Source organism: Sphingomonadaceae bacterium OTU29LAMAA1 (genome assembly GCA_024072375.1).
Lineage (GTDB): Bacteria > Pseudomonadota > Alphaproteobacteria > Sphingomonadales > Sphingomonadaceae > Sphingomonas.
The window spans coordinates 829,457-841,911 of the sequence record CP099617.1 but is presented as its reverse complement, the minus strand read 5'-3'; the positions used below and the strand labels follow the sequence as shown (position 1 = coordinate 841,911).

Sequence of the window (12,455 nt, the reverse complement as noted above, 5' to 3'; positions counted from 1 at the left end):
GTAATCCGGGCGGCACGGTTTCCATGCGGCGTGGTTAAGGGTTTGGCTATTCTTCGCCGTTACGCGCAGGACAGGCTATCGGCTCGGCACCCCGTCGCCCGGACTCCGACGGCTCGAACAGCAAGGTACGTTTCAAACATGGACAGCTTCTCCTACGACCCGTCTTCCAAGGCCGATGACGCCGGCGGGTCGCAGCGCAGCCGTTCGCGTGACAGCCTGTTCCTGATGGCGCAGCTTCGTTTCAACGGAGAGACGACGGTGCGCGAGGTGCGGGTCCGTAATCTGTCCGAAGGCGGCCTGATGGTCGATTGTACCAACGTGAAGGATACCGGCACGCCGGTCAGCCTCGATCTGCGCGGTATCGGCGAGGTAGAGGGCAAGGTCGCCTGGTGCACCGAAGGTCGCATCGGTATCGCACTCGATCGACCGATCGACCCGAAGCGTGCGCGCAAGCCGGTGACGGGCAAGCGCTGATACGAAAAGCCCCTCCGCGAAGGGAGGGGCGAAGCGACGGCTAGAGCCCGCTGAGCTCTTCCTTCAGTTTCAGCTTCTTCCGTTTCAGGTCGGCAATCATCGCGGAGTTGGGCATCGGGCGATGAGCTTCGTCTGCGATGCGGCGGTCGAGTGCCGCATGCTTGGTCTCCAGGGCCTGCTGATGCGTCGTCTGCATTTCGGTGTACCTCCTGATGCACGCGTGTTGGGGAACCGAGTAAACCATCGGCAGGCTTAAAAGTCCTCACCCAAATTGGTGAACGCGATTAGCCGAGTGGATGCGCGCGACGACTTGGTGCGGCGGCTCCGCTCGGCTAGGGAGGCGCCAGGTGCCAGGGGGTTTTGGATGGACGAAGCGCAGATCATCGCCCGGCTCGACCTGCTGCGGATCGAGCATCGCGACCTCGACGCGGCGATCGATGCGCTGGCACTCACCGGCGTGCCCGACCAGTTGCAGATCGCGCGGCTGAAGAAGCGCAAGCTGCGGCTGCGCGACGAGATCGCCAATTGCGAAGATCAATTGATCCCGGACATCATCGCTTGACGCCGAGCGGCCGTAACGGCGCTATTTTGGTACACCTGACGTTCACGTGTCGCTGTGCAGCGACGGCATGCTGTGTCACCAAGGCGACATGACCGGTCGCAGCAATGAATCCCGCATCCATCGTCGACTGATCGACGCCCTCTATACGGAGGCCATGCTGCTTGCGGACGAGGCGCGTTCATATTTCGACGAGGCCGGCCGTGCCGAGCGCGAGGCGCTGGACCCGCTGATCCGGGTAGGGTTTTCCTGCGAATCGCTGAAGGTCACGACACGCCTGATGCACGTCATCGCGTGGCTCCTGACCCAGCGCGCAGTCGACGCCGGTGAATTGAAGCCGCGCGATGCGCTGGATGCAGCGCGACGACTGGGCGGCGCGCCGCAATTCGATGCCGATCTGGTCGGCGCACTGCCGCAGCGTGCACGCGCGCTGGTGGAGGCGAGCGCGAACCTCCATCGACGTGTCGGAATGCTCGACGCCGCGCAGGAGACGCAGCCAGATCACAGCCCGGTGCATCAGCTGCACAACCGGTTGGCGCTGGCGTTCTGACCCGTCAGCCACACCCGGGCGAATTAGCCCGCCAGCCGCGCCTTCGCCGCAGCATATTCGCTCGATAGACGTGCGACACGGTCCGCGACGCTCTCGACGCGATCGACGACACCGATGCCCTGACCCGATCCCCAGATGTCGCGCCACGCTTTGGCTTTCGATCCGTTGCCGCCGCCGAAATCCATCGTCTTGAGATCGCCCTCGGGCAGATTGTCGGGGTCGAGACCCGATGCGGCGATCGAGCTGCGCAGGTAGTTGCCGTGTACGCCGGTGAACAGGTTGGAATAGACGATGTCCGCTGCCCGGCTGGCGACGATCGACTCCTTGTATTCGGGAGCGGCATTCGCCTCGGCGGTCGCGATGAAGGGTGAGCCGATATAGGCGAAATCGGCGCCCATCGCCTGCGCCGCCAGCACCGCGCCGCCGGTTGCGATCGAGCCGGATAGCGCGAGCGGCCCGTCGAACCATTGGCGGATTTCCTGGATGATGGCGAACGGCGACAGCTTGCCGGCATGGCCACCCGCGCCCGCCGCCACCGCGATCAGGCCGTCGGCGCCCTTCTCCACCGCCTTGCGGGCGAAGCGATCGTCGATGACGTCGTGCAATGTGATCCCGCCCCAGCCATGGACTGCGGTGTTCAGATCCTCGCGCGCGCCCAGCGAGGTGATGACGATCGGCACCTGCCATTTGGCGCAGGTTTCGAGGTCGGCCTCCAGCCGATCGTTCGATTTGTGGACGATCTGGTTGACCGCGAACGGCGCGGCGGGTGCGTCGGGATAATCGCGATTGTGCGCGGCCAGTTCCTCGGTAATCCGGTGGAGCCATTCGTCAAGCAGCGCCTGGGGCCGCGCGTTGAGCGCGGGGAACGAGCCGACGATCCCGGCCTTGCATTGCGCGATCACCAGTTCCGGACCGGAGATGATGAACAGCGGCGAACCGATCACGGGCAGGCGCAGGCGGTCAAAGATGGTGAGTGTCATAAGCGTCGGCATCCTCTCGGGATCGGTTGTTTACCGAAACCGATCTTGCTGTCCAGCAAGCCACGGGACGGTTTTGCAGCCACCCGCATCTTGCCGTGGTCAAACAAAGGCGTATGGGCGAAATCATACACCCAATCCGGAGTCGCGTTCCTCATGAAGCTTGCCTTCGCCACCGCTCTTGCGCTCACCGTATCCACCCCGGCACTCGCCGCGGGCAGCCTTCCGACCAACGTCGTTCCCGTCGTCTACGACATCTCGGTGACGCCGGATGCGCAGGCGATGACCTTCACCGGCACCGAGACGGTGCAGATCGACGTCAAGGCCGCGACCACCACGATCACGCTGAACGCCGCTGATCTGGCGCTGTCGGCCGCGACCTTCGACGGCAAACTGGTCCGCTATGCGCTGGACAAGGACAAGCAGCAGCTGACGCTGACGCTGCCGACCGCGGCGAACGTCGGCCGCCACACCGTCGGCTTCAGCTGGAGCGGCAAGATCGGCCAGTCCGCCGCCGGGCTGTTTGCGATCGATTACACCAATCAGGACGGATCGAAGGCGCGGATGCTCGCGACCCAATTCGAGGCTCCCGATGCGCGGCGGTTCGCACCGATGTGGGACGAGCCGGCGTTCAAGGCGAAGTTCCGGCTGAAGGCGGTCGCGCCCGCCGGCCAGCTCGCGATCTCGAACATGCCCGTCACCAATGTGGCGAAGCAGGCGAACGGGACGCAGCTTTACAGTTTCGCCGAGACGCCGGTGATGTCGAGCTATCTCCTGTACCTCGGCATGGGCGATCTGGAGCGCAAGACCGTGATGGCCGGAAACGTCGAGATCGGCGTCGTCACCCGCCGCGGCGTGTCGGGGCAGGGCGATTACGCGCTGGAACAGGCGAAGCGGATGCTGCCCTATTACAACGATTATTTCGGCCAGCCCTATCCGCTGCCCAAGCTCGACATGATCGCCGGCCCCGGTTCCAGCCAGTTCTTTGGCGCGATGGAGAATTGGGGTGCGATCTTCTACTTCGAGCCCGAATTGCTGTTCGATCCGCAGCGCGCGACCGAGAGCGGGCGTCAGCGTATCTTCACCGTCGTCGCGCATGAAATGGCGCACCAATGGTTCGGCGATCTCGTCACCATGCAATGGTGGGACGACCTGTGGCTGAACGAAGGCTTCGCGTCGTGGATGGAGAACAAGGCGGCGAACGACCTCAATCCGGCGTGGAAGGCGGAAGCTGCGGCGGTATCGAGCGATCGCGAGGCCGCGATGGGCATCGACGCGACGGCCGCAACGCATCCGATCATCCGCAAGATCGAGACCGTCGACCAGATCGGCGAGGCGTTCGACGGCATCACCTATTCGAAGGGGCAGGCCGTGATCGGCATGCTCGAATCGACGCTGGGGCCGGATACGTTCCGCAAGGGCATCCGCAGCTACATGGCGAAGTACAAATACGGTAACACGGTCACCGAAAACCTGTGGGCGGAACTGTCCGCAGCCGCCGGACAACCGGTGGCGGAGATCGCGCATGGCTATACGTTGCAGGGCGGGGTGCCACTGGTGACGCTGTCGAACGCGCGCTGCGCCGGCGGCACCACGACGGCGACGCTGGCGCAGGGGCGGTTCGGGCTGGATGCCACATCGAAGACGCCGCAGACGTGGCAGGTGCCGCTGGTCGTCAGCACGCTGGGTGGCGGCGAGACGCGGACGATCGTCACTGGTCCGGCGACCAATGTGTCGGTCAAGAGCTGCGGCACGCTGCTGCTCAACAAGGGCAAGGGTAGCTATACCCGCGTCATGTACGACCAGCCGACCCATGACGCGCTGGTCCGCGACTATACGAAGCTGCCGCTGGCGGACCGGCTGGGAACGCTGGCCGACGACTACGCTTTGGCAGCCGGTGGTTATCAGGACCTGTCGCGCTTCTTCTCCACGATGGGGCAGGTCGGCGTCGCGGCCGATCCGCTCGAATGGTCGCTGGTTGCCGGGCGCCTGGGTGGCCTCGGCGGGCTGTACGAGGGAACGCCCCTCGCCGATCCGCTGCGTGCGAAGTCGGTCGCCATCCTCGCGCCGGTGCTCCAGCGCATCGGGTTCGCCGCCACGCCGGGTGAATCCCCGCTGGTCGGCAACCTTCGCGAAAGCCTCGTCGGACGGCTCGGCGCGAATGGCGATCCCGAGGTGATGCGGCAGGCGCGCACCTATGTCGGGCAGCTTGCTGGCAACCCGACCGCGATCCCGCCCGCGATCCGCCAGCCAATCCTGTCCACCTACGCGATCAACGCCACCGCTGCGGACTGGGAGCAGCTGCTGGCGCTGACCAAGGCGGAGACGAACCCGGTCGCCAAGAACCGCTTCGTCTCGCTGCTGGGTGCGGCGAAGGACGATACGCTGGCGACGCGGGCGCTGGAGCTGTTGAAGACGGACACCTTCACCGCCCCGCAAAAGGCGGCGCTGCTGCGTGCGGTGTCGGGCAGCCATCCCGACATGGCGTTCGACTGGGCGGTCGCAAATCGCCCGCTGGTCGAGAGTTTCCTCGAGGAAAGCAGCCGTTCGAGCTTCATCGTGAGCCTGGGCGGTGGATCGAACGATCCCGCCATGCCGGGCAAGATCACTGCGTTCGCCCAGACGCTGCCGGAAACCTCACGCAGCCCGGCTAAGCGGGTCGTGTCGGGTATCGCCGTGCGCAAGGCGGCGGCGGACCGCCTGCGTCCGGCGGTGCAGGCCTGGGTCGCCAAAGGGAAGTGAGGTGGCTCCCCGGTTACGGCCGGGGAGCGGTTTCGCGAGGAGATGCGGGCCGGACCGCGTTCAAGGCCGTCGACTCGGACCGGCGTGCATCTAACCCCGTCCTATTGTCAGCTGATCATGCGATGCGGAACGAATACCGGCGCTGAACCTGTTCAAACCGGGGTGGGGCCGGCAGGATCGTGACCCGCTCAGCCGCCGGCCTGACCCGGAATGCCCGTGACGTCGGCCATGCCGTCGTCGCCCAGCGCGATCAGCCAGGCACTGTTGTCGAGGCAGCGCACCGCCCACACCGGCTTGCCCTGACGATCCGCCTGACGGGTCGCTTCGGCGATGCCCTGGCATGGACGCTTGGCGTCGTCGATCGCGCGATAGAGAACGCCGTTCAGCTGGCGCGGCGGCAGCGCCAGCACCTTGGCGATATAGCCCGCTTCTTTCGGCGCGGCGGCGGTGTTGGCGGCGGGTTGCTCCGCAGGGGGTGATCCGCATCCTGCCAACATTGCGACCAGACCAAATCCCATCACCGCTTTCATGCGCATCGTATGTATCCCCGCCGATCGTGCCGCTTCAGACATAGGCGGCCGAACGGGTGAACGACAAGCGCGCCGCCTGCGTTCCGGTTGATCTTCGCGCAGAACCGGTGGCACAGGCGAATGCATGAACTGGCAGGTTTCCATCGAGCGGTATGGCATCGAGGCGCAACCCGTAGTGGTGATCGACGGCTTCGCCGATGCGGATCGTTTTCGCGACGACGCTGCTTTCCTGTCGTTTGCACCGATCGGCCCGCACTATCCGGGTATTCGTGCGATCGTGGCACCGGCGATGTTGCGAGATCTGCTCGCGCGGCTGCAGCCGGTCGCGGCCGAGGTGTTCGGGACGGCGGGGCTGGAGGTGGTCGATGCTTTCTATTCCATCGTCACCACGCCGCCTGCCGCACTGACCCCGATCCAGCGGCTGCCGCATTTCGACGAGGTGTCGCCGACGCGTCTCGCGTTGCTCCATTATCTGTCACCCGATGAGGGCAGCGGCACCGCCTTCTACCGGCATCGCAGCACCGGCTACGAATCGATCCGGCCCGATCGGCTGGCGTCCTATCGAACGGCGCTGGAGATGGATTTGCAGCGTCATGGCATACCCGATGCTCGATACATCGCCGGTGACACGCCGGTGTTCGAACAGGTCGCATCGTACGCCGGTCGGTTCAACCGCGCGATCCTGTATCGCTCCAACACGCTGCACTGTGCGCAACTGCCGGAGAAGATGGCGCTCGATCCCGATCCGGAGACGGGACGCCTGACAGTGAATACCTTCCTGAACGGGACGTTTTAGGCAGGCTCTGTTGCAGAAAAAGCACGGTCTCTCGAATGCCCCCTGAATACGTATGTGGTCGACTTCACGCGCTTTCCCACCGGGTTCAATAGCCCGCCAGACAGTCAGCCGATCGTCCGCGATGGTAGCGAACGGGGGCATGGCGCCACGCAGGGGGAGGATTTCTCATGTCCCACATCGATTCCCGTTTTTCGAAGCGCGCGCGGATCGCGCTGCGCTCCAGCTCCGTCGCGATCGGCAGCATCCTGCTGGTCACCGGTGGCGCGGCGTTCGCGCAGGAGGCGCCGAACCCGCAGTCGCCGACCGCCAACCCGCCCGCCGCCGCGACCGTACAGTCGCCGGCCCCCGCCGCCGAGCCGACGCCGAACCAGAATATCGCTCAGGCGCAGACGGTCGACGATGCCGCCGCCGGCGATGCGGACATCGTCGTGACCGGCATCCGTGCTTCGCTCGCCAACTCGGCCAAGATCAAGCGTAACTCGACGCTGATCGTCGACAGCGTCTCGGCCGAGGATGTCGGCAAGCTGCCCGACGTCTCGATCGCAGATTCGCTCGCCCGTCTGCCGGGTGTCACCGCACAGCGTCTGGAAGGGCGTGACCAGCGCCTGTCGATCCGCGGCCTCGGCCCCGATTTCTCGACCACGCTGCTCAATGGCCGCGAGCAGGTGACCGTCGGCGACAACCGCGGCGTGGAATACGATCAGTACCCGTCGGAATTCTTTCGCAACGTCAACGTCTACAAGTCCGCCGATGCCTCGCTGATTGCTGCGGGCATTTCCGGCACCGTCGACCTGCGCATGTTGCGTCCGCTGGAACAGTCGGGCCGCATCTTCGCGATCAACGCGCGCGGTCAGATGAACGGCATCGACAATCTCAACCCGGATTCATCGCGCTACGGCTATCGCGCCTCGGCGACCTATGTCGACAAGTTCGCCAACGACACGCTTGGCATCGCCATCGGCGTATCCGGCACGCAGACGCCGTCGCAGAACGAACGCTACAACGCCTGGGGCTATAACGGCACCGGCACCGCCACCAGCCCGTACATCCTCAACGGCGCCAAGCCTTACGTCCAGTCGAACGAACTGAAGCGTTACGGCGCGGTAGGCACGATCGAATGGGCGCCCTCGGACCGCTTCCATTCGACGTTCGACGCTCTCTATTCGGATTTCACCGAGGAACAGCGCCTGCGCGGCATCGAATTCCCACTCGCCGGTCAGCTCGACGATCCGACGAATGCGACCGACAACGGGACGACCGCGTCAAACCTGACGTCGCAGGACGGCTTCGTGACAGGCGCTACGTTCAACAACGTCTTCGCGGTACAGCGCAACGATTATAACAAGCGTTCGGCGAAGAACCTGTCGCTCGGCTGGAACAACGATTTCAAGCTGACCGATACGATCCACTTCAACGTCGACGCCAGCTGGTCGCGCGCCAAGCGCACCGACTTCCTGCTGGAAACCAACACCGGCACCGGCTTTGGCAAGAGTGGCGTCGCCGATACCGTGCGGATCACGCAGAACGGCAACGGCACCTATTCGATCGCGCCGACGCTGGATTACACCAACACCAACATCTTCAAGCTCACCGACCCGCAGGGCTGGGGCAACAACGGCACGCAGCAGGTCGTGCAGTCGGGCTTCCTCAACCAGCCGAGTTTCAAGGACGACCTGAAGTCGCTCCGCGCCAGCCTGAACGGCGAGTTCGAGGGGAGCCTGCTCAAGAGCTGGGAAGTCGGCGCGAATTATAGCAAGCGCAAGAAGACCAGCGCCTACACCTCCTACTTCCTCTGCCCGCGCGGCACCGGCACCGGCTGCACCGTCGCGAGCGGCACGCCGCGTACCGGCAACGTGCCGAGCGAGGCGCTGCTCGGCACCAACATTCCGCTCGATTACCTCGGCATTCCGGCGATGCTGACCTACGACCCGCTGTATGTGTACAACAATTCGCTGACGGCGGCATTCGACGGGCGCCCGTCCGCGCTGGTCCGCGACAATCGAGTGATCGAGGACGTCTATACGGGCTACGCCAAGCTCAACATCGACGGCGAGCTGGGCGGCAAGGCGGTCAAGGGCGCGATCGGCGTTCAGGTCGTCCGATCCGAACAGCGCTCCGTCGGCCAGATCGCCAGCCTCGTCGGTACGGTCGTGACGATCGCGCCCGCTGACCAGACGGAGAAGTACACCAACGTGCTGCCGTCGGCGACCTTCTCGGTCGAGCTCATCGACAACGGCTTCGTTAAAATGGGTGCATCGCAAACCATGGTCCGCCCGCGCCTCGATCAGGAGCGGGTGACGCAAGACGTGGCTGTGAACATCGGCAATATCGGCCAGACGCCGATCGGCCAGTTCCCGGTCTTCTCATCCACCGGCGGCAACGTCGCACTACGGCCGTACCAGTCGACCAACATCGATCTGTCGTTCGAAAAGTATTTCGACGCTGGCGGATACGTCGCGCTGTCGGGCTATTTCAAGGACCTGACCGACTTCGTCGATCCCAACAATACGCTGCCGTTCGACTTCAGCGGTCTGCTCGGGGCATTGACGCCAGCGCAGCAGGCGCAGGTGACCGCGTCGGGACAGACGATCGGCACGGTCAGCGCGCCGGCTAATACGGGGCGTGGCGACGTGCTGGGTGTCGAGGCGACGCTGTCGCTGCCGTTCAAGGCGATCACCAGCACGCTCGACGGCTTCGGCGCCTTCGTCAGCGGCAATTACACGCAGTCGACGATCAAATACGCCAATGCGGCGACCGCCATCACCTTGCCCGGCCTGTCGAAATACACCGCCAGCGGCACCGTCTATTTCGAGAAATGGGGCTTCCAGGCGCGCGCCAACTACCGCTACCGCTCGTCGTTCCTGGCGGAGGTCGCCGGTCTTTCCGCAAATCCGACGTACCGGACGGCCAAGGCGGAAGGCATTCTGGATGCGCAGATCGGCTATGAATTCCAGGAAGGGTTCCTTCGGGGCTTCTCGATCCTGGCGCAGGCCAAGAACCTGACCGACCGGCCGTTCATCACCTATCAGAACGCCGATCCGCGGCAGGTAATCGACTACCAGCGCTATGGCCGCGATTATTACGTCGGCGTCACCTACAAGTTCTAACCGAGGTTCCTCCCCCGAACCACCTCAGGGCTGTCGTCGCAGGACGGCAGCCCTTTTTCTTGTTATGAGAGGGTGCCATGTCCGACCGGCCCATCACCACGATCGTCATCGCCGGCGGCGGCACCGCGGGGTGGATGGCTGCCGCGACGTTCGGACGGTTCCTCGAGCAGGGCTACCGTATCCGACTGGTCGAATCGGAGGAGATCGGCACAGTCGGCGTGGGGGAGGCGACGATCCCGCAGATCCGCCTGTTCAATCAAGCGCTCGGCCTCGACGAAGACGCGTTCCTCCGCGCGACCGGCGGCACGTTCAAGCTGGGCATCAGCTTCGACGGCTGGCGGGAACCCGGCCACAGCTACATGCATGCATTCGGCGACGTGGGCCGCGACGTCGGGTTGATCGCGTTCCAGCATTACTGGCTCCGCGCCAGCAAGCTGGGGATCGCAAAGCCGCTCGTGGCCTACGCCCTGAACGAGGTCGCGGGCCGCGCCGGGCGCATGCATCGCGGCGGACCGCTGACCGCGGCGACGATCCCGGCGATGCCCTACGCCTTCCATTTCGACGCAGGTCTCTACGCCGCCTACCTCCGTCGGTTCGCGGTCAACCGTGGCGTCGAGAGAACGGAGGGCAGGATCGCGGAGGTCGAGCGCGACGGCGAAAGCGGCGATGTGGCGGCGCTGGTCCTCGCATCGGGCGAGCGGATCGCGGGCGACCTGTTCCTCGACTGCACCGGCTTCCGCGGCCTGCTGATCGAGGGCGCACTCGAGACGGGGTACGAGGACTGGACCCGCTGGCTACCCTGCGACCGCGCGGTTGCGGTGCCGAGCGCCAATGTCGGCTCACCTTTGCCTTACACCCGTGCCATCGCCCGCGAAGCCGGCTGGCAATGGCGCATCCCGTTGCAGCATCGCACCGGCAACGGCCACGTCTATTGCAGCGCCTTCATCGATCAGGATGCGGCGACGGCGACGTTGCTCGCCAATATCGAGGGCGAGCCGCAGGCGGACCCGCGCCACCTGCGCTTCACCACCGGCCGGCGAAAGCTGGCGTGGAACCGCAACGTCGTCGCGATGGGGCTGGCGAGCGGCTTCCTCGAACCGCTGGAATCGACCAGCATCCACCTGATCCAGTCGGCCATCGCGCGGCTGGTCAAGCTGCTTCCGGCGTTGCCGATCGCGGATGCGGTGCGCGCCGAATACAATCGCCAGACCGATTTCGAGATCGAACGCATCCGCGATTTCCTGATCCTGCATTATTGGGCGAACGGCCGGTCCGAACCCTTCTGGCAGGTGTGCCGATCGATGGCGCTGCCCGATACGCTCCAGGCCAAGATCGCGCTGTGGCAACAGGCCGGCACGATCACGCGCGAGCATGAGGAACTGTTCACCGAGGACGGCTGGCTCCAGGTGCTGGCGGGTCAGGGGGTGGAGGCGCGGGCGCACCACCCGCTGGCCGATCAGATCGGGGCAGAGGATCTGGCGGAGTATTTGGAAACTCTGGAATTATTGTACCGGCGAGAGGCCAATGCGATGCCGATGCACGGCGACTATATCGCGCAGCATTGCGCGGCGAAACGCTGAGATCGAGGTCTGCTTGCACCCCACCTCCCGCCGTCATCCCGGCAAACGCCGGGATGACGGATAGAGAGGGCCGGATGGACCGCGCTAGCTCGACCCGCGCACGATCAACCGCGGTTGCAGCAGCGCGGTATCCGTCAGTTCCTCGGCGATCCGCCGCAGCAGCGTGTCGACCAGCACCTCGCCCGCCTTGCGGTAATCCTGCGCCACCGTCGTCAACGGCGGCTGCGTCGTCGCGGCGGCGGGGATGTCGTCGAACCCGACGATCGCCACATCCTCCGGCACGCGCAGGCCCGCCTCCGACAACGCCCGCACCGCGCCGAGCGCGATCAGGTCCGACGCCGCGAACAGCGCGTCGAACGGTAATTCCCGCGCCAGCAGCCGCTTCGTCGCATCATAGCCCGACTGCTCTACCGACAGCGCATCGGCGTGCAGCCCCGGATTCACCGCCAGCCCTGCCTCACGCAACGCCGCACACAACCCGCGATAGCGGTCGCGGAATTCGGGATAATGATCGTCGGCATCGCCGATGAAGCCGACCCGCCTGGCGCCGCGCGCGATCAGATGCTCGCCCGCCATGCGCCCGCCGGCGACGTTGTCGCAGCCGATCGTCACGCCGATATTGTGGCTGTCGACCGAACCCCAGCGCACGAAATGCGTCCCCTGCGCGACCAACGCCTCCAGCCGCGCCTTGTAAAGTTCGTAGTCGCCATAGCCGAGCAGGATGATCCCGTCCGCCTTGCGGCTATCCTCGAAATCCATGTGCCAATTGGCCGACAATTGCTGGAACGAGGTCAGCAGGTCATACCCCCGCGCCGCGCATGTGCGCAGGATCGACCCTAGCATCGACAGGAAGAACGGGTTGATGAAGCTGCCGTCGTCCAGCGGGTCCTCGAAGAACAGCAGCGCCAGCGTCATGCTCTGCCCGCGGCGCAGCGAGGATGCGTTCTTGTCGACCTTGTAGTTCAGTTGCCGCGCGATCGCCTCGATCCGCATGCGGGTGGCGCCGCTCACGGTGCGGTCGCCGCGGAGCGCACGGCTGACGGTGGGTTGCGAGACGCCCGCGAGGGCGGCGATATCGAACGATGTCGGTTTGTCGCCACTCCCCGGCGCGCCCCGGCCTCTAGTCTTCACGGCCATGCC

General features: G+C 65.1%; 11 protein-coding genes. 7 read left to right on the top strand and 4 right to left on the bottom strand.

Annotated features, from left to right (window positions below; translation table 11 throughout):
- Positions 1-138: 138 nt before the first annotated feature.
- Positions 139-474 carry a PilZ domain-containing protein gene (locus NF699_04280; protein ID USU05913.1) on the top strand — a complete coding sequence of 112 codons (336 nt, stop codon included), beginning with the start codon at positions 139-141 and terminating at the stop codon, positions 472-474.
- Positions 475-514: 40 nt separating this feature from the next.
- Here the strand turns inward: NF699_04280 and NF699_04275 are convergent, their stop codons facing one another.
- Positions 515-670, bottom strand: coding sequence for a DUF465 domain-containing protein (locus NF699_04275; GenBank protein USU05912.1), 156 nt, complete (start codon positions 668-670; stop codon positions 515-517).
- Positions 671-838: 168 nt separating this feature from the next.
- Between NF699_04275 and NF699_04270 the strand changes: the two genes are divergently transcribed.
- The gene (locus tag NF699_04270) at positions 839-1,036 is read left to right on the top strand and encodes a DUF465 domain-containing protein (protein USU05911.1); all 198 of its coding nucleotides are present in this window, start codon (positions 839-841) and stop codon (positions 1,034-1,036) included.
- 88 nt (positions 1,037-1,124) lie between these two features.
- Positions 1,125-1,583 (top strand): DUF1465 family protein, encoded by a 459-nt coding sequence (locus NF699_04265; GenBank protein ID USU05910.1) that lies wholly within the window; start codon positions 1,125-1,127, stop codon positions 1,581-1,583.
- Between the two features lie 23 nt (positions 1,584-1,606).
- Here the strand turns inward: NF699_04265 and NF699_04260 are convergent, their stop codons facing one another.
- Positions 1,607-2,563: a nitronate monooxygenase family protein gene (locus NF699_04260; protein USU05909.1), complete on the bottom strand. Its 957-nt coding sequence runs from the start codon at positions 2,561-2,563 to the stop codon at positions 1,607-1,609.
- Positions 2,564-2,716: 153 nt separating this feature from the next.
- Here NF699_04260 and NF699_04255 point away from each other — a divergent pair, with 153 nt between their 5' ends.
- Entirely contained in the window at positions 2,717-5,302 is a 2,586-nt protein-coding gene (locus NF699_04255) for a M1 family metallopeptidase (GenBank protein USU05908.1), read from the top strand.
- A 188-nt stretch (positions 5,303-5,490) separates the two neighbouring features.
- Here NF699_04255 and NF699_04250 read toward each other — a convergent pair whose 3' ends face one another.
- Positions 5,491-5,838: a hypothetical protein gene (locus NF699_04250; protein USU05907.1), complete on the bottom strand. Its 348-nt coding sequence runs from the start codon at positions 5,836-5,838 to the stop codon at positions 5,491-5,493.
- Positions 5,839-5,956: 118 nt separating this feature from the next.
- Here NF699_04250 and NF699_04245 point away from each other — a divergent pair, with 118 nt between their 5' ends.
- From NF699_04245 to NF699_04235, 3 genes are all read left to right on the top strand, one after another.
- Complete coding sequence (locus NF699_04245; protein USU05906.1) at positions 5,957-6,628, top strand: DUF6445 family protein; 672 nt, start codon at positions 5,957-5,959, stop codon at positions 6,626-6,628.
- 167 nt (positions 6,629-6,795) lie between these two features.
- Positions 6,796-9,735, top strand: coding sequence for a TonB-dependent receptor (locus tag NF699_04240; GenBank protein ID USU05905.1), 2,940 nt, complete (start codon positions 6,796-6,798; stop codon positions 9,733-9,735).
- A gap of 77 nt (positions 9,736-9,812) precedes the next feature.
- Complete coding sequence (locus tag NF699_04235; protein USU05904.1) at positions 9,813-11,315, top strand: tryptophan 7-halogenase; 1,503 nt, start codon at positions 9,813-9,815, stop codon at positions 11,313-11,315.
- Positions 11,316-11,399: 84 nt separating this feature from the next.
- Here the strand turns inward: NF699_04235 and NF699_04230 are convergent, their stop codons facing one another.
- Complete coding sequence (locus NF699_04230; protein USU05903.1) at positions 11,400-12,452, bottom strand: LacI family DNA-binding transcriptional regulator; 1,053 nt, start codon at positions 12,450-12,452, stop codon at positions 11,400-11,402.
- Between the last annotated feature and the right edge of the window lie 3 nt (positions 12,453-12,455).

What these genes read in the sequence shown, in the direction of transcription:
- NF699_04275 (USU05912.1), bottom strand. Translation starts at nt 670, where the DNA reads ATGCAGACGACGCATCAGCAGGCCCTGGAGACCAAGCATGCGGCACTC.
- NF699_04270 (USU05911.1), top strand. Translation starts at nt 839, where the DNA reads ATGGACGAAGCGCAGATCATCGCCCGGCTCGACCTGCTGCGGATCGAG.
- NF699_04235 (USU05904.1), top strand. Translation starts at nt 9,813, where the DNA reads ATGTCCGACCGGCCCATCACCACGATCGTCATCGCCGGCGGCGGCACC.
- NF699_04260 (USU05909.1), bottom strand. Translation starts at nt 2,563, where the DNA reads ATGACACTCACCATCTTTGACCGCCTGCGCCTGCCCGTGATCGGTTCG.
- NF699_04230 (USU05903.1), bottom strand. Translation starts at nt 12,452, where the DNA reads ATGGCCGTGAAGACTAGAGGCCGGGGCGCGCCGGGGAGTGGCGACAAA.
- NF699_04255 (USU05908.1), top strand. Translation starts at nt 2,717, where the DNA reads ATGAAGCTTGCCTTCGCCACCGCTCTTGCGCTCACCGTATCCACCCCG.
- NF699_04240 (USU05905.1), top strand. Translation starts at nt 6,796, where the DNA reads ATGTCCCACATCGATTCCCGTTTTTCGAAGCGCGCGCGGATCGCGCTG.
- NF699_04265 (USU05910.1), top strand. Translation starts at nt 1,125, where the DNA reads ATGACCGGTCGCAGCAATGAATCCCGCATCCATCGTCGACTGATCGAC.
- NF699_04245 (USU05906.1), top strand. Translation starts at nt 5,957, where the DNA reads ATGAACTGGCAGGTTTCCATCGAGCGGTATGGCATCGAGGCGCAACCC.
- NF699_04250 (USU05907.1), bottom strand. Translation starts at nt 5,838, where the DNA reads ATGCGCATGAAAGCGGTGATGGGATTTGGTCTGGTCGCAATGTTGGCA.
- NF699_04280 (USU05913.1), top strand. Translation starts at nt 139, where the DNA reads ATGGACAGCTTCTCCTACGACCCGTCTTCCAAGGCCGATGACGCCGGC.